The following is a 17,242-nucleotide window of genomic DNA, read 5'->3' as shown; positions in this document are numbered from 1 at the left end:
CGCCTCGTGGGTAAGCGATGCGCAAGGCAAATGCCAGTATTGTGGAATGATTTTCTTCTGGCATCCGATCACAACCGCAATAGGTCACTAATGGCTGAGACAAAATTCACACCACGCGTCTTTTCCGGCATCCAACCTTCGGGCGGGCTGACCCTTGGGAATTACTTAGGCGCGATGAAGCGTTTTGTAGATATGCAAGAGGCGGGCGGATTTCAGACCATCTATTGCATGGTGGACATGCACGCGATTACCGTTTGGCAGAACCCAAGTGACCTTACCAAAAACACCCGCGAGCTTTGTGCGGGCTTCATTGCCGCAGGGATTGATCCAGAAAAATCCATCCTCTTCAATCAAAGCCAAGTGCCTGAACATGCGCAGCTTGGGTGGTTGTTTAATTGCGTGGCCCGCATGGGATGGATGGGCCGCATGACCCAATGGAAGGACAAAGCGGGGAAAAACGCCGAAAACGCCTCGCTGGGGTTATTCGCATATCCCGCTCTGATGGCCGCCGATATTTTGGTCTATCACGCCACCCATGTGCCGGTCGGCGAAGATCAAAAACAACATTTGGAACTGACCCGCGATATTGCGGCCAAGTTCAACCATGATTTTGGGGTCGACTTCTTCCCGATCGCTGAGCCCGTGATTGAAGGGGCGGCAACACGGGTTATGAGCCTAAAAGACGGCACCAAAAAGATGTCGAAATCCGACCCTGCAGATGCAAGTCGGATCAATATGACCGATGATGCTGATGCGATTTCCAAGAAAATCCGCAAGGCGAAGACGGACCCTGATCCGCTGCCGGATGCATTGGCCGAACTGGCGGCGCGGCCCGAGGCCCGCAATCTGGTCAATATCTACGCCGCTTTGGCAGAAATTGATCCGCAGGCCGTTTTGGATCAGCATCAAGGAGCGCTCTTTGGTCATTTCAAAATGGCGCTGTCTGATTTGGCTGTGGCAAAACTTGCCCCAATCTCGGCGGAAATGGCGCGCCTGATGCAGGATCAGGCCGAAATTGATCGCATTCTCGGTCGCGGTGCAGAACGTGCGCGCGAAATTGCAGCGCCGATTTTGGCGCAGGCTTATGACATTGTCGGGATGGTGCGCAGCTAGACGCTATTAGTGCATTTTTGCACAGAACCCCTGCGAAATGGTCAGTTTATGTGCGCGTGCTTTGGGAGCAGATTGCCCGCAAAGGAGGACATCATGACATATACTGCACCTGACAGCTTGGCCATTGGCCATATCCACCTTAAAGTCACCGATCTTGAGCGCTCTATCGCATTTTATCGCGATGTCTTGGGGTTAGAGCTAAAACAACGCTATGGCCGCCAAGCGGCATTTCTATCGGCCGGGGGGTATCACCACCATATTGGTCTCAACACTTGGGAATCCGCGGGGGCTGGCCCCGCACCGCGGCGGGCGGCGGGTCTTTACCACGTGGCTTTCCTCTATCCTGACCGCAAAAGCCTTGGCGGTGCCCTAGCGAATGTGGTTGCCAAAGGCGTGCAGCTTGAAGGGGCGGCAGATCATGGCGTGTCTGAGGCGCTATATCTTTCTGACCCCGATGGCAATGGGATTGAACTCTACCGCGACCGCGCGCCTGCTGATTGGCCCCGCGATGCATCAGGCGCATTGGAGATGGTCAACGCCCCGCTTGATCTAGAGGCGCTCTTAGCGGAGGCTTGACTTTTTGCTGCATTGCGGCGTATATTTTGCAAGCGCGGCAAGAATAGTGCCGCGCTTAATACTTTCTTTGTCATACCGTTGTTAAGGTTTGCACGCATTCTAAGGCAGGGCGCTTTTGCGCCCTCAACCTCCGTTGGCTGATTTCGGTCGACGGTTCACGGGAAACGGAGGTTCGACATGACTACGATATCGAAGAATGGAACACCGCAGCCGCCCACATTGGGCGCAGCAGCAAAGGCGGCAAAGCCTGCTCAAGATCCGAAAGCTGGCCCAAAACCCGCGTCATCAGCGATGGAATATCAATTGGGCTTTGCGACTGGCCCAACGGGCTGAAGCGGCCTATAGGTAGCCATGAAGAGGATCACTCATGGCAACTGGCAGAAATATAAAAACCTATTTTAACGGCGCTTGGCATGATGGGGATATCCCTGTCATCCGCGCCGCTGATCATGGCGCTTGGCTTGGCTCGAATGTGTTTGACGGCGCGCGCTATGTGGACGGGCTTGCGCCTGACTTGATGGCGCATTGCGCAAGGGTCAACAGATCTGCCGAGGCGTTGATGATCACGCCAAGCCATAGCCCAAAGGCCATGTATGGAATCATTTGGGAAGGATTGGCGCGCTATCCCGCGGATGCCGCCGTATATATTCGCCCCATGTATTGGGCGCTTGATGGGGGCGAATTGGGGATATTGCCAAAGGCGGGCGCAACAGGATTTGCGATCAGCCTTGAAGAAATCCCAATGCCCGACCCCAAGAAAACCGTGCGCCTGACCACCACATATTTCCGCCGCCCCGTCTTGGCGGATAATGTGGTCAACGCAAAAGCAGGCTGCCTATACCCCAACAATGCGCGGATGCTTCTTGAGGCGAAAACCAAGGGTTTTGACAACGCACTTGTGGCCGATGCGATGGGGAATGTTGCGGAAACCGCCACCGCAAACGTCTTTATGGTGCGCGATGGCGTGGTCTATACGCCAATTCCAAATGGCACATTTTTGGCAGGCATAACACGCGCGCGCCATATCAAAAACATGCGCGAAAATGGCATCACGGTGGTTGAAACCGTGCTCAGTTTTGATGATTTCCGCCGCGCCGATGAGGTGTTTTTGACGGGCAACTTGCAAAAAATCACCCCTGTCAGCGCCTTTGACGAGATCACCTATGAGATCGGGCCCATCAGCTTGAAAGCGCGCGATCTCTATTGGGATTGGGCGCGTAGCGAGGCGGCCTCGTAAGGCATCACGCGTTTGTTGTTGAAATGGCGCGTGCAAATGCGCATCCTTTGGCGCGGTGAGAGGGGATGAAAAAATGCGCAAGTTTCTGGTGGTTCTAGACGACACGCGTGAATGTCTTAACGCGATGCGCTTTGCCGCGATGCGGGCAGCCAACACCAAGGGTGCGGTTGAAATCCTCTCCATCATCCCACCTGAGGAATTCCAACACTGGATCGGCATTGGCGATTTGATGCGCGCCGAAGCGCGGGAACGGATCGAGGCACATTTCGAAGTGTTTGCAAAATGGATGCGCGACCGACAGGGGATTGATCCCAGTCTCGCCATCCGTGAAGGGGAACCTGTCCAAGAAATTCTCGCCCATATTCACGATGATCCCAATATTGGTGTGTTGGTTCTTGGGGCAGGATCGGGCAAGGGTGGGCCTGGCCCATTGGTCACTCAATTGACGAAACAGGCCGGCAGTTTGCCCGCGCCGATCACCATTGTTCCAGGTGAGTTGACCAAAGAACAGCTTGAGCAGATCACCTGATTGCTAAGTTTTAGAACTATTCTAAAACTTGACTTATCGGGGGTGCCATATCATATCAGGCTCATGCTTGCGCGCAGGAGATAGCCCAATGTTTATTCAAACGGAATCCACCCCGAACCCAGCCACGCTGAAGTTTTTGCCAGGGCAAACCGTTCTGGACATGGGCACAGCCGATTTTCCATCGCGCGAGACGGCGGATAAATCGCCACTTGCCGCGCGCATTTTCGCGGTTGATGGCGTGACGGCGGTATTTTTTGGCACCGATTTCGTGACTGTGACCAAGGCCGATACAATCGAATGGGATCATATCAAGCCTGCCCTTCTCGGCGCGATTATGGAGCATTTCCAGTCTGGCGCACCCGTGATGGGGGATGAGGGGGCCGCCGCAGGGGGCCATGCTGACCACAGCGGCGAGGATGCCGAGATCGTGGGTCAGATCAAAGAATTGCTCGACACCCGTGTGCGCCCTGCTGTGGCGCAAGATGGCGGCGACATTACCTTTCACGGCTTTGATCGTGGGGTGGTGTATCTGCATATGCAAGGGGCCTGCGCGGGCTGCCCCTCATCAACCTTGACCCTGAAAATGGGTATTGAAAATCTGTTGCGCCATTACATCCCCGAAGTGGTGGAAGTGCGCCCTGTCACGGTCTAATCCCCTTTGCTTTGCTTAGGGATAGATACATCGGCCGCGCATTGCGCGGCCGCTTTGGTAGACGGGGGCACAGTACTTGCTGCGCGGTTTGAACCAATGGCGAAAGGTCAGGCGGAACGCCTGATGCCTTTGGTAGATGAGATTTTCGCGGAAGCAGGTAAAACAGCCGCAGACTTGGGTGCCATTGGTGTTGGCATCGGGCCGGGCAATTTCACAGGCCTACGTATTTCGGTCTCAGCCGCCCGTGGTCTTGCACTGGCCTTAGCGCGACCTGCGATTGGTGTCTCAATTTTTGAAGCGCGCCGTTATGGGATCAAAGGCCCCCTCAGCGTGATCGAAGATGCCCGCCGCGATGAGGCCTATCTGCAAAGCTTTGATGATCAGGGCCAAGCAGATGAAGCGCGACTTGTCGGCTTGAACACGCTCACCCCTCGTGAGCTTGCAAAGCAGGTCACAGGAAGTCTGGGACAGCATATTGCCGATGCCTATGGGCTGATCTATGTCGCCCCATCCGTCATGATTGCCACGGCCATCGCGCATATCGCCGAAACAAAACACGCGGCAGATATGCCGCTGCCGCGCCCTTCGCCGCTTTACTTGCGCGCGGCAGATGCAGCCCCTGCGCGCGAATATGGGCCGCGTTTGCTGTGACCCGCACCGCTGCACAAATGGCCGAATTACACGCCCGCGCCTTTAACCAAGGCGGCGCATGGACGCGCAAGGATTTTGAAGAGTTGCTTGTGGCGCACAATATGACCATCAGCCATCATGATCACGGCTTTGCCGTTCTTCGGATCGTGCCACCAGAGGCTGAAATCTTAACCATTGCAATTGACCCAAACCATCAGGGAAAGGGTCACGGAAAAGCTCTGCTTTCTAGACTAATCTCAATAGCTAAGGAGGCTCAAATTAAAGAGATTTTTTTGGAAGTGGACAACAAAAACAGTATTGGCCGGGCGCTCTACACCTCTTTTGGTTTCAACGAAATTGGATTTCGCAAAGGCTATTATCAGTACAAAAATGGCAAGTGCAGCGATGCGATAATGTTAGCAAAAACTCTAGATACAAATTAAAAATCGCCGGTTGACCCAAAATCATTGTGAAAGTTTTATTTTTTTTCCATTATCCTCTCCTGCCAGTAGACTACCCAATAAAAAACGACTTGGCTTAGATCTCGTAACCACCAGGCCCATTCCCTAGGTTCAGATCACAAACATGGAGGTTAAAATGAAATTTGTAAAACAAACTAGCCTTGCAATAGGCTTCACGCTCTTATGCACTGCATCAGCCAATGCATTCACTGCATGCCAAGTTACTGACGTTGGCGGAATTGATGACGCTAGCTTCAACCAAACAGCTTGGCATGGGGTTGAAAACGCGATTGCCAATAGAGGGATCGAAGGAAGATTTTTAGAGTCCCAATCAGAAACTGACTACGCAGCTAATCTCAACGCATTGATGGATGGATCATGCGATATAATTGTTACAGTAGGTTTCCTGATGGGAGAAGCCACCGCTAATGCAGCCACTGCAAACCCTAATCAAAAATTCTCTATTGTGGATTTTGCATATGATCCCACAATTCCAAACGTCCTTGGGCAAGTTTTCGCGACTGACGAAGCCGCGTTTTTAGCCGGATACCTGGCCGCAGGAATGACAGAAACAGGTACTATCGGCACATTTGGGGGTTTAAACATACCTCCTGTGACAGCCTTCATGAATGGCCTTGTATATGGCGTTGACTATTATAATGAACAACACGGTACATCCGTAGCAGTTCTTGGCTGGAACCCAAGTTCACAGGAAGGCCTATTTACGAATAACTTCGATAGCTTGGATGACGGCCGTGCATTTGCACAAAACCTATATGATGAAGGTGCCGATATTGTAATGCCAGTAGCTGGTCCCGTTGGCTTGGGCTCGGCTGCACTAGCGGCAGAACTAGGTTCCGACAGTTTGAAAATTATCGGCGTGGACGCCGATTTAGTTGCTACTGATCCAGAACGTGCTGATGTATACCTAACTTCAGTCCTCAAGCGTATGGATAGTACTGTTGAAGCAGTTATCAACGCAGCTATGGATGGATCTTTTGAAGGAGGCCTTACCGTTGGCACTTTAGCTAACAACGGAGTAGGGATCGCACCATATCATAACTTTGAGAGTGCTGTCCCCTCTGAATTAAAGGCGGAAATTGACGCGGTTCGTGCCGGAATAATTGACGGCTCGATTTCTGTAGGGCCTTAACAGCCTAATCCCTCTCCTGATAAGTTCGGGGGAGGGATCCTTAAGGGTCTATGACAATGGACATAGAATTAAAAGGCATTACAAAACGGTTTGGTTCTGTAATTGCGAACGATCAAATTAACCTGCAAATCAAAGCGGGCGAAGTGCTGGGCTTACTTGGTGAAAATGGCGCTGGAAAATCCACGCTTATGAACATCCTTTCTGGGCTTTATGCGCCCGATGAAGGAAAATTACTAATCGACGGCATTGAAGTAAATTTTCGAGGCCCTGGAGACAGTATCTCTGCAGGAATAGGGATGGTCCATCAGCATTTTATGCTGGTACCAATATTTTCAGTCGCTGAAAATGTAATTCTTGGAGTTGAACCAATTAAGACAGCTGACTATTTAGATTTATCAAAGGCTCGCACTCTAGTTAATAAAATTAGCTCTGAATATGGCCTATCAGTTCCCCCAGATGCCATTATCGAAGACCTTCCAGTTGGGATACAACAGAAAGTTGAAATTATAAAAGTTTTATTTCGAGAAGCTAATGTAATTATTTTTGACGAGCCAACTGCGGTCCTGACACCAAGTGAAGTAGAAGACTTTTTTTCAATAGTAAGGGCCCTTAAAGCGTCAGGTAAGGCGATCGTGTTTATTACTCATAAATTACACGAAATCAAAGAAATCGCCGATCGTGTTACAGTGCTGAGGCACGGGCGTGTTACAGGCGAAGGAAATCCTAAAAGACTTACCAAAGAAAAGCTTGCAGAGATGATGGTCGGGCGACAGGTGTCTTTTACGGTAAATAAAATAAAGTCAAAAATTGGCCATCCTATTTTAAAGCTCGATAATGTCGAGCTCTATACAAAAGATAACGAACGAGTTCTAAAAAATATAAATTTCAGTATTAACGCTGGAGAAATAGTAGGTGTTGCCGGTATTCAGGGGAATGGCCAGACAGAATTAATAGAAGTCATTACAGGATTAAGAAAAAACTACGCAGGTGAAATGTTTTTAGGCGAACTAGATATTACGAAAGCTAATGCACGCCAGCGCCATATAGCAGGTATGGCCCACATTCCAGAAGACCGTCATAAATTTGGAATGGTTGAAAACTTTTCAATCACAGAAAATATTATTATCAATAATTACTATGAAAATAGTATCTCTAATTTTATCACAATAAATTGGAAAAAAGCTAGGTCGATTGCAGAACTATTGTGTGAAGAATTCGATGTGCGGACGCCGTCAGTTGAACTTAATGGCAAGAGCTTGTCTGGCGGCAATCAACAAAAAATGGTTGTTGCAAGAGAACTAGGTCGCAAACCAAAAATCGTCATTGCTGCACAACCGACGAGAGGCGTTGATGTTGGCTCGATAGAGTATATCCACAGTCGCCTCGTCCAGAGCCGAGATGATGGAAATGGTGTGTTACTTGTTTCATCTGAGTTAGACGAAATCATATCTTTATCTGACCGGATACTTGTCATGTATGATGGCTCTATTGTTGCAGAATTTGACAATACAGATGCAAAACCCAAGCGAAACCAAATTGGACTAGCGATGGCAGGTTCGACAGAAGAAATTTACAATGATCACTAAATCAACCTTTCGAAAAACTGCCGCTGATTTACTAATGCTACAGCAAGGCGCTTACCGAGACGCCATAGTTTTGCCGATCATAGCTATAGCAACTGCGCTCCTAATTGGCGCGCTTATAATGACTGCAACCGGAGTTGATATTGATACTATTGGTAGAAGTTTTTCTGCATTGGGATACGGTGCATTTGGATCAATTAATGCAATTTCTGAAACTTTTACCGCCGCGATACCGTTGATATTAGCAGGTTTGGGGATTGGCGTAGGCTTCCGAGCGGGATTATTCAACATCGGAGCAGAAGGCCAGATAATTATCGGTGGCCTACTAGCAGTAATCTTTAGTTTTACTTTCTCAGATCTGCCAACAATCGTTTTAGTTACTTTTACGTTAATTGTGGGATCCTTGGCAGGAGCAGCCTACGCGGGAATTGCGGGGGTGTTGCGTGCTGTCACAGGCGCGCACGAAGTAATTCTTACAATTATGTTGAATTTAATAAGCTATCGGATTCTTGACTATGCATTACGCCAACCATTCATACAAAAAGATGGTCGCTCGGATCCAATATCTAAGTCGGTCCCAGACAATGGACAATTACCAAAATTACTAGACTGGATAGATCCAAATCTACGCCTTCATGTAGGTGTTTTTTTGATGCTAGGGGCTGTCATCCTACTATGGTGGTTAATAAGAAAATCAAAAATGGGTTTTGCCATTCGTACAAACGGAGAGAACTCGCATGCAGCGCTTTACGCGGGCATGAACCCCAAGATGGTAATTATAGGCTCCATGGCAATAGCCGGAGGATTAGCCGGCCTTGCTGGCGCAGTGCAAATTTCGGGCGTTTTAGAACGCGCCAGTCCTGGTTTTTCCGCGGGTATTGGATTTGATGCAATCGCGGTGGCGCTCTTAGGTCGTAGCCATCCAATTGGCATTTTATTCGCGGGAATATTGTTTGGGGGACTTGAAGCAGGCGGCCGTCAAATGCAAATTGATGCAGGAGTTTCAATCGATCTAATTAGTATAATCCAAGCATTGGTTGTTGTGTTTATCGCTGCACCCTTAATTATTCGTACGATTACTCCATGGGCATTCTCAAAAAATAAGAGAACATCATGAGGATTTCCGATATTTTTAATCATAAAAAAATAAATAGATCTCAAACGAGTGGGATAATCCTTTTAACGCTTTCCGCTATTGTTCTGTTCTTTTTGAATGTACCAGATGGATCGTATGCAACTTTCAAACTATCGCGGCCAAACGATGCCCTACCTTTGAAAGACTTAGTTCTATCCGGTGGACCATTTAACACTGTGGCTTCAATGATCCTCGCATTTATTGGTGTGCGGCAATTTTTGAAGGGAGGTGGCCGATGGATCGCGCTTTCTTTAGGATTTGGCTTTCTGATAACAGTCGCCGCTTTTCTGGTTTGGGCCACTGCTGATAAAAGTCTTAATCTCACAGGAATGCTGCAAGCTACCGTAGTGAGGGCCGTACCAATAGCATTAGGTGCACTTGCGGGCCTTCTTTCAGAAAGAGTTGCAGTGATCAATATTGCTATCGAGGGAATGCTACTTGCGGGCGCATTCACGGGTGCACTGGCAGGATCATTGTTCGGTGGCTGGGGCGGAATGATTAGTGCAATAATCATTGGTGGAAGCTTTGGCTTTATCCTCGCAACGTTAGTTATCACTTTCCGTATGGATCAAATTATTGCCGGAGTGGTCATAAACCTATTAGTGCTTGGACTTACCTCATACGTATCCTCGCAGGTTTTTTCCGAATACAGACATCTGAACAACGCGCCAGTATTTAGGGCAATAAAAATCCCATTACTAAGCGATATACCTATAATCGGACCAGTAATTTTTTCCCAAAATATATTTGTTTATGGCGCACTAATTTTAGTTGCAATCACCACCTATTATCTTTTCTACACGCGCAATGGCCTTAGGGCTCGAGCAGTGGGCGAACATCCGAAAGCGGCAGACACCTTAGGTATAAACGTAATTCGTACGAGGTATTTCCACGTTGTGTTGGCCGGCGCAGTCGCTGGCTTTGGCGGGGCTTGGTTCACGCTCGGTTCAGTTGGACGATTTGATGAAGGGATGACCGGCGGCCGTGGCTTCATCGGCTTAGCGGCGATGATATTTGGACGTTGGCATCCTGTAGGTGCATTGTCAGCTGCACTCGTTTTTGGCTTTGCCGATAGTCTTCAACAAAAACTTGCGCTGCTGAATACTCCAATACCATCTGAATTTCTTGCGATGGCACCTTACTTAGCAACTATAGTCGTCGTCGCAGGTATAATCGGACATGCACGGCCTCCTGGCGCAATAGGAAAACCGTACCAGAAAGAATAGCCAACCACTCAAAATGTGATTTGACTATTTGTTCTCCACCAAACGCAAACTATAAATGAAATTATTGCAGTTAAAAAATGGATAATATCTCAAAAATTCAGTCAATTACGGGAACTATGCCACCCGATATAGGTGTAATCTTAGGGTCAGGAATGGGCCATCTTTTAGATTTAGTTCAGGGACACAAGATACCCTACTCTGATCTTTTAAATTTTCCAATTTCTAAGGTTTCAGGTCACAAATCTGAACTTGTTATAGGAGAATTGGAAGGTCGCAGAGTTTTAATTTTTAATGGCCGAAGTCACTACTATGAACAAGGCAAAGCAGATGCAATGCGCACACCGTTAGAAACTTTCAAGAAACTCGGTGGCAAGAGGATTATAATCACCAACGCGGCGGGATCGTTAAGTTCAGAATCTCTTCCCGGAGACTTAATGTTAATAAACGATCACATCAATTTTTCAGGACTAAACCCACTTATCGGTATCGAAGACGATGCCCGATTTGTTCCGATGAAAAATGCTTATAGTACTGCGATGCGTGCAGACTTGCGCCATGCCGCAGAGGAAAAGGGCATCCGCCTTCGCGAAGGGGTCTATGCGTGGTATTCTGGCCCTTCCTTCGAGACGCCAGCCGAAATCCGCGCAATCCGCACCCTTGGCGCAGATGCGGTGGGAATGTCCACTGTGCCCGAAGTCATCTTATGTCGCTTTTTAGGTCTTGAGGTTGCGGCGGTATCGGTCATCACAAACATGGCAGCAGGTCTCTCTGATGAAGCCATCAGCCATGAGCATACAAAGGCCATGGCCCCCTTGGGAGCACAGAAATTCGAAAGCCTTTTGCGGCACTATCTCAAAAATGCTTAAAGAAATTTAACTTTTCCCGACTGTCTGCCTGTGCTGTAAGGGGATAAGAGTCATGAACGGCCCCCCTTATGCAAATCTATCTGCCCATCGCCGAAGTCAGTGTTGACGCTTTTGCCATTCTCGGGATTGGCGGATTGGTTGGCATATTGTCAGGTATGTTTGGGGTCGGCGGCGGCTTTTTGATCACGCCTTTGCTGTTTTTCATCGGCATCCCCCCCGCTGTGGCGGTTGCCACATCCGCCAGTCAGGTCGTGGCGTCATCCGTTTCAGGCGTGATGGCCCATCTCAAGCGGCGCACAGTTGATTTGCGCATGGGTGTGGTTTTGCTGATTGGCGGCTTGATCGGCGCAGGCGCAGGTGTGCAGCTTTTCGCGATTTTGCGCGCCATGGGTCAGGTCGATCTGGTGGTGCAGATTTCCTATCTGGTGTTCTTGGGCATCATCGGCAGCATTATGTTTGTCGAAAGCCTACGCGCCTTGCGCAGAAGTCGCCATGGCACAGCCCCAAAGCGGCGCAAACATAACTGGGTTCACGCCCTGCCCTTCAAAATGAAATTCCGTGTTTCGGGGCTGTATATTTCTGTAATCCCCCCACTTGTTGCAGGGGCGTTTGTCGGGCTTTTGGCGGCCATCATGGGGGTCGGTGGCGGGTTCATCATGGTGCCTGTCATGATCTATCTCCTGGGAATGCCCACCAAAGTTGTGGTTGGCACATCCCTGTTCCAGATTATTTTTGTCACTGGCTTTGCCACTGTGATGCATGCCGCAACGAACCGCACGGTCGATATTGTTTTGGCGATTGTTCTTTTGGTGGGCGGCGCGATTGGCGCGCAAATCGGGACGCAGATCGGCACAAAATTACGGGCCGAGCAATTGCGGATTTTATTGGCAAGCCTCGTTTTGATCGTCTGTGCAAAACTGGCTTTTGATCTCTTGGTCGAACCCGCCGAGCTCTATTCCATATCCTACCAAGCGGGGGTGGGACGATGAGAATGCTTGTCGCAGTCTTGGTTTATCTGTCCACGCTTCTGCCGGTCTGGGCCGAAGATGTGGTCGCAGGGTTCAGCCAAGACAGCATCTCGATTACGACCAATTTCTCTGGTTCCGAAATTTTGATTTTTGGCGCTGTGCGGCGCGAAGCGCCCATTGCACGCGATACAGACCTTGAGGTCGTGGTGACTGTTGCAGGCCCAAGCCGCCCTGTCACAATGCGGCGTAAGGAACGCTTTGGCGGGATTTGGATCAACCGCGCCTTTGCGCATATCGATGCTGCGCCAACATTTTATGCTGTCGCCACCAGCGCCCCCTATCGTGACGCGATTAGCAGTGTTTCTGATGTGCTTTATAGCATCTCTCTGCCGCGTGCGTTTCGCAATGTCGCTGGCGGAGCAGATCATGCCAGTAGGTTCCTCGAAGCCCTAGCCCGTCTGCGCGCCGAAGAAGGCCTCTATCAGATCAATGAAAACAGTGTCGATCTGCGGGAAGACACCCTATTTTCGACCTCTATCGCCCTGCCCGCAAATTTGGTTGAGGGGGATTACTTGGTCCGCATTTTCCTGACCCGTGAAGGGCGCGTCATCAGTGCACATGAAAACACGATTGCCGTTCGCAAAGTCGGGATTGAGCGCGCAGCCTATCGTCTCGCCAATGAACAGCCCCTGCTTTACGGGTTTTTGGCGCTCTTCATCGCCATTGCCGTGGGGTGGCTTGTCTCCGCTCTATTCCGCATGATCCGGGCCTAATTGGGCATCTAAGACCAAAGGCGCGCTCGGCACCTCCAGATCACCGACCCCAAGCGGGCTTTTGGGCTTTGACAGCATATAGCGCGTCACCCAAATCAAGCGGTTCTCGGCCCGCGTAATCGCCACATAGGCCAAGCGCTTCCACAATGGTTGCCCCGCTTCGACACGGCCCATGCGGCTTGCCGCGTAAAGATCAGGGGCAAAGACCTGCACATCGGGCCATTGGCTGCCTTGTGCCTTATGGATCGTCACCGCAGCCCCGTGCAAAAACGCAGCTCCCATATGGGCGGCATAGGGGATGAATGGTTCCTCCTCATCGGGCAGTTCAATTTTCACGATAGAGGCGGCCGAAAGGCGCGGCGCCTCGGCCCCTATGACATGCAAGCGCGAAAACCCAGGTTTTGAGCCTGGCCCAACATAGACAATCTGCGCCCCCTTAATCAGACCGCGCGCCTCAAGATCAATGCGCTTCTTGCGATGCTTCAGCGGCAATTCAATCCCATCACAAATCAGAGGTTCGCCCGGCAATAGCGCATCAGAGGGCGCGCCATGCACCGATCGGAAGCCCGTGATCAATCGCACCCTTGTGGTATTGCGCCAAACCAAAACGGGGCTGCGGGCCATCAAATCACTATCAGCGCGCGGCGAAACAACCACGCGCTCATCCCGCGCGGCCGCCTGCTCAATCATCCGTTCAAATTGCTCGAACTCAAGCGCGGGATCCCCCAAGGCATGGGCCAGATCAAGGATCGGGTTATCTGCATCTTGGCGATGGATACGGCCCAAGGAAAAAACCGCTTTTTGGTTGATCTGCTCGAACACCATTTTGCCTGACTGCCCCACGGGCGCCAATTGGGCGGGATCGCCGAACAGAACAAGCGCGGGAAATATCTCGCGCAAATCCGTGAATTGCTTATCATCCAACATGCTGGCCTCATCGACCAGACCGATATCCAACGGCTCCTCTCGCCGTTTCCAGCCTGTGATGAAATCTGATCCCCGCAACCCCGCCGCTGCCAAGGCTGCAGGAACCGATTTATGCGTTTCATAGGTCAGGCGCGCGCGCTCGAGCGCCTCATCACTCAGGGCTTCAATCTGCGGCCTTTCCCCCTGCCCTGTAAGCCATTCTGCGACCTTTTCAAATTCAGGGTCATAAACAGGCGTATACAGAATACGGTGGATCGTTGTGGCTGGCACCCCGCGCATGCGCAAAACGCTTGCGGCTTTATTGGTGGGGGCAAGGATTGCAGCAGACCTGCGGTCTTTTCGGCGGCGAGGCTCGAAATCACCTGTGATCAGGTCGACCCCGGCGGTCTCAAGACCTTTTACCAAGGCCGATAGTAGCATCGTTTTCCCAGAGCCCGCTTTTCCCGTAATCGCCAGAACGCCTGATTGGCCATCTGAGATTGGGGTGATCGTCTCGGCTTCAATGTCCACACCATGCCCCGCCAACATGGCGGCAACACTATCAAAGGCCTCGGCCTGATCGGAGGAGAAGGTCAACGCAGACATGGGCGCACCCTAACGCCCAAGATGCCCCCCTTCCACGGCAAAAACACCGCTTCGGAGCAGTTAACCAAAATTCATGGAAAGTGTTTTTCAAATTTTGGGTTTTTTTATTCATCTTGGCACGGCGTGTGCAGCACCAGAGCGCCCGCAGGGAAAGCCTGTCGGGATACGGCTCGGAGACTCTGGCCATAATTAATTGGTACGGGAAAACCCCACATGTCCATGGAAGATGAAGAACTGCTTGAGGCAGTTTTGGCTTTGCTTATTTCTGAAACATCAGATTTCAGCGATTGCGCCAAAAAACTTGCAAAAGAATGGCCCGAAGTGCGCGTGTCCGATGTGATCGGCGTAGTGCTAAAAGCCTGCGAAGTGATCGCACGCACTTTCAAGGATGGCGAAAATCGTCAAGACATCCGCAAAGGGCGTGAGTTCGCGCTATGGCTCTCTTACACGGCTTACGAATTACCCAGCGCGCGGTCGATCCCGTGCTCATGCAAGACCTGCACAAGGTTGAGGGCGCAGATTAGGCAGCGCCCAACTCGACAGCCAAAACCGCTGCACAATCCCCTGATTTAATCAGGCCAGGTGCGTGGCGAGCCACGAGCAAACCATCACGCTTGGCCAGAAGGCCGAGCGGGGGTTTGCCTGTGGCCTCAACAGGCCAAATACGGGCGACAAGATCGCCCGCGCGCAGGCGCGCGCTCACATCAACAACGGGTTCATAAAGCCCATTCATCTCGGCAAAGGTAAAACAATCCGCATCAGGCATATCTAACAGGCTGCTTGGTGCCTGTTCTACCTTGCCCTGCAAAACGCCCAAATGAACCAAAAAATTGCGCACCCCGCGCTTGGCGATCGCGACTGTTTCCGCACGCGCCATCCCTGCGCCACCAAGCTCGGTCGTCACGAAGGTTTTCCCTGCGCGCTCAACCGCGCCGTCAAACATACCTGTGTCATCAATCTCAAGCATTTTAACAGTATATGGTGCGCCAAAGGCGCGGGCGGCCTGCGCACAAGCCTGATCTTGGGCCGCATCGGGCAAGACATGGCTAGCGGCAAAGGGCAGAAAATCCAACGTCTTGCCGCCTGAGTGGAAATCCAAAACCGCATCAACCCGCGGCAGGAGTTCATCGTTGAGATATGCTGCGATTTTCTGTGTGACCGTGCCCCGCGCATTTCCAGGAAAGGCGCGGTTCATATTACCTTGATCAATCGGCGATGTGCGGCTTGCCGCCAAAAAGGCGGGCGTATTCATCTGCGGCAGAATGATGACCCGCCCCGCGACATCAGAGGCCTCAAGCGAATAGGCCAAATCATGCAGGGCAATCGGCCCTTCATACTCATCCCCATGATTGCCGCCCGTCAACAAAACGGTCGGGCCATCCCCATTGCCGATGACGCATATCGGAATCATAACATGGCCCCATGCGCTGTCATCGCGGCTATGGGGCAGGCGCAAATGGCCATGCGCCTTGCCCATGCCATCAAGGGCAATGGTTGGGGTCATTTCACAAATACCTCGCGTGGCAAGTTAGACAGGCATTCAACACCTGTGTCGGTGATCAGGATCGGCTCAGTGATTTCAAGCCCGCCATCATCCAACCACAAAGCAGGCATGAAATGGAAGGTCATTCCTGGTTTAAGAACGGAACGATCTCCGCGCCGAAAGCTCATCGTGCGCTCGCCCCAGTCAGGCGGATAGCTTAGACCAATCGCGTAGCCACAGCGACTGTCTTTCTCGAACCCCATTTCATTGAGCTTTTTGTTAAAGGCATTCGCAATATCTTCACAGAAATTCCCTGGCTTCGCTTGTTCAAGGCCTGCATGGATTGCCTCGACCACCGCCTCTTCGGCACGGCGATATTTTTCAGGCGGCTCGCCCAAGAATAGGGTTCGCGATTGAGGGCAATGATAGCGGCGATAACAGCCTGCGATTTCAAAAAAGGTCGCTTCGCCCGCAGCCATAGGTTTGTCATCCCATGTCAGATGCGGGGCCGTGGCATCCACACCTGAGGGGGTCAGGGGCACGATGGCGGGATAATCGCCCCAATGACCATCCGCACCCAAAATGCCTGTGCGGCTAATCTCGGCCACAAGAGCGTTTTTCGGCATGCCGGGCTCAGCCGTTTCACGGATGACTTCGTGCATCCGCTCCACAATCTTTGCAGCGCGGCGCATATAGGTGATTTCCTGCTCGGATTTCACCGCGCGTTGCCAATTGACCAAACCTGTGCTGTCCACAAATTCAGCATCAGGCAGCCCCTTCACTAGAGCCGCATAGGCAGCAGCAGAGAAATAGTAATTATCCATCTCAACGCCAATGCGCCCTCGCAGGCCACCATGATCATGGATCAGGCTCGCAAGGGTTTCATGCGGGTGTTTTTCGGGGTTTTGCACATAGGTGTCATCATAGCCAACCACAGCGTCATCTGACATCCAGACTGTGCGTAAAGCACCCAATCCATCCATCGCGCGGCCCCACCAAATCGGCTCGCCTTTATGGCCCAAGAGCACCGCTTGATGGACGTAAAATGACCAACCGTCATAGCCCGTCAACCACGCCATATTGGACGGGTCAGTTACAATGATGAAATCCAAATTTCGCGCGGCCATCTCGGCGCGCGTGCGCGCAATACGCGCCTGATATTCTTGGGTTGGAAAGTTATGAATGCGAGAAACCATCTGCCGCCTCCTGTTGGTGGGCCAAGTTTTCGATAATTCACCGCCCACCGCTTCCCGCTTCGCGTCATTGCTTGCACCAAAAACGTCGCTTGCGCCAATCACAGTGTCGGGTCTGTGATCCATGACTTCGCCGCAAGGCATGGCACTGG

Annotated in this window: 19 protein-coding genes; 16 read left to right on the top strand and 3 right to left on the bottom strand. The window is 51.2% G+C overall.

Going from position 1 to position 17,242, the window contains the following annotated elements; all coding sequences use genetic code 11:
• Positions 1–90 precede the first annotated feature (90 nt).
• The 15 genes from trpS (at position 91) to AAC622_RS00590 (ending at position 12,902) form a co-directional block, all read left to right on the top strand.
• Positions 91–1,113 (top strand): tryptophan--tRNA ligase, encoded by a 1,023-nt coding sequence (gene trpS / locus AAC622_RS00660; protein WP_340244483.1) that lies wholly within the window; start codon positions 91–93, stop codon positions 1,111–1,113.
• 93 nt (positions 1,114–1,206) lie between these two features.
• Complete coding sequence (locus tag AAC622_RS00655; protein ID WP_340259850.1) at positions 1,207–1,689, top strand: VOC family protein; 483 nt, start codon at positions 1,207–1,209, stop codon at positions 1,687–1,689.
• 177 nt (positions 1,690–1,866) lie between these two features.
• Positions 1,867–2,022 (top strand): hypothetical protein, encoded by a 156-nt coding sequence (locus AAC622_RS00650; RefSeq protein ID WP_340259849.1) that lies wholly within the window; start codon positions 1,867–1,869, stop codon positions 2,020–2,022.
• 34 nt (positions 2,023–2,056) lie between these two features.
• Positions 2,057–2,926, top strand: a complete 870-nt coding sequence (locus AAC622_RS00645; protein ID WP_340259848.1) for a branched-chain amino acid aminotransferase — start codon at positions 2,057–2,059, stop codon at positions 2,924–2,926.
• A 73-nt stretch (positions 2,927–2,999) separates the two neighbouring features.
• The gene (locus tag AAC622_RS00640; RefSeq protein WP_317655687.1) at positions 3,000–3,455 is read left to right on the top strand and encodes a universal stress protein; all 456 of its coding nucleotides are present in this window, start codon (positions 3,000–3,002) and stop codon (positions 3,453–3,455) included.
• An 88-nt stretch (positions 3,456–3,543) separates the two neighbouring features.
• A complete protein-coding gene (locus tag AAC622_RS00635) occupies positions 3,544–4,107 on the top strand; it encodes a NifU family protein (RefSeq protein WP_340259847.1) in 564 nt (187 codons plus the stop codon).
• 6 nt (positions 4,108–4,113) lie between these two features.
• Positions 4,114–4,758, top strand: a complete 645-nt coding sequence (gene tsaB, locus AAC622_RS00630) for a tRNA (adenosine(37)-N6)-threonylcarbamoyltransferase complex dimerization subunit type 1 TsaB (protein ID WP_340259846.1) — start codon at positions 4,114–4,116, stop codon at positions 4,756–4,758.
• Positions 4,755–5,180, top strand: a complete 426-nt coding sequence (gene rimI, locus AAC622_RS00625; RefSeq protein ID WP_340254246.1) for a ribosomal protein S18-alanine N-acetyltransferase — start codon at positions 4,755–4,757, stop codon at positions 5,178–5,180. The genes tsaB and rimI overlap by 4 nt, the downstream gene beginning before the upstream one ends.
• 154 nt (positions 5,181–5,334) lie before the next feature.
• Complete coding sequence (locus AAC622_RS00620) at positions 5,335–6,351, top strand: BMP family lipoprotein (protein ID WP_340254243.1); 1,017 nt, start codon at positions 5,335–5,337, stop codon at positions 6,349–6,351.
• A 56-nt stretch (positions 6,352–6,407) separates the two neighbouring features.
• Positions 6,408–7,937 carry an ABC transporter ATP-binding protein gene (locus AAC622_RS00615; RefSeq protein ID WP_340259845.1) on the top strand — a complete coding sequence of 510 codons (1,530 nt, stop codon included), beginning with the start codon at positions 6,408–6,410 and terminating at the stop codon, positions 7,935–7,937.
• Entirely contained in the window at positions 7,927–9,051 is a 1,125-nt protein-coding gene (locus AAC622_RS00610; RefSeq protein WP_340259844.1) for an ABC transporter permease, read from the top strand. Before AAC622_RS00615 ends, AAC622_RS00610 begins: the two co-directional genes overlap by 11 nt.
• Positions 9,048–10,295, top strand: coding sequence for an ABC transporter permease (locus tag AAC622_RS00605; protein ID WP_340254236.1), 1,248 nt, complete (start codon positions 9,048–9,050; stop codon positions 10,293–10,295). Before AAC622_RS00610 ends, AAC622_RS00605 begins: the two co-directional genes overlap by 4 nt.
• Positions 10,296–10,372: 77 nt before the next feature.
• Positions 10,373–11,161 carry a purine-nucleoside phosphorylase gene (locus tag AAC622_RS00600; RefSeq protein WP_340259843.1) on the top strand — a complete coding sequence of 263 codons (789 nt, stop codon included), beginning with the start codon at positions 10,373–10,375 and terminating at the stop codon, positions 11,159–11,161.
• Between the two features lie 68 nt (positions 11,162–11,229).
• The gene (locus AAC622_RS00595) at positions 11,230–12,150 is read left to right on the top strand and encodes a sulfite exporter TauE/SafE family protein (protein ID WP_340259842.1); all 921 of its coding nucleotides are present in this window, start codon (positions 11,230–11,232) and stop codon (positions 12,148–12,150) included.
• Positions 12,151–12,152: 2 nt separating this feature from the next.
• The gene (locus tag AAC622_RS00590) at positions 12,153–12,902 is read left to right on the top strand and encodes a TIGR02186 family protein (RefSeq protein ID WP_340259841.1); all 750 of its coding nucleotides are present in this window, start codon (positions 12,153–12,155) and stop codon (positions 12,900–12,902) included.
• Here AAC622_RS00590 and AAC622_RS00585 read toward each other — a convergent pair.
• A complete protein-coding gene (locus AAC622_RS00585; protein ID WP_340259840.1) occupies positions 12,879–14,414 on the bottom strand; it encodes an ATP-dependent DNA helicase in 1,536 nt (511 codons plus the stop codon). The two genes, AAC622_RS00590 and AAC622_RS00585, sit on opposite strands and share 24 nt — an antisense overlap.
• A 213-nt stretch (positions 14,415–14,627) precedes the next feature.
• Between AAC622_RS00585 and AAC622_RS00580 the strand changes: the two genes are divergently transcribed.
• Complete coding sequence (locus AAC622_RS00580) at positions 14,628–14,987, top strand: hypothetical protein (RefSeq protein ID WP_340259839.1); 360 nt, start codon at positions 14,628–14,630, stop codon at positions 14,985–14,987.
• Here AAC622_RS00580 and doeB read toward each other — a convergent pair.
• A complete protein-coding gene (doeB, locus tag AAC622_RS00575) occupies positions 14,935–15,918 on the bottom strand; it encodes a N(2)-acetyl-L-2,4-diaminobutanoate deacetylase DoeB (protein ID WP_340259838.1) in 984 nt (327 codons plus the stop codon). The genes AAC622_RS00580 and doeB overlap by 53 nt on opposite strands.
• A complete protein-coding gene (doeA, locus tag AAC622_RS00570; RefSeq protein ID WP_340259837.1) occupies positions 15,915–17,093 on the bottom strand; it encodes an ectoine hydrolase DoeA in 1,179 nt (392 codons plus the stop codon). The genes doeB and doeA overlap by 4 nt, the downstream gene beginning before the upstream one ends.
• Positions 17,094–17,242 lie beyond the last annotated feature (149 nt).

Origin of the sequence: Roseobacter sp. HKCCA0882 (assembly GCF_037805225.1) — a bacterium.
Classification (GTDB): domain Bacteria; phylum Pseudomonadota; class Alphaproteobacteria; order Rhodobacterales; family Rhodobacteraceae; genus M30B80.
This window is presented reverse-complemented; position numbering and strand designations above follow the sequence as displayed.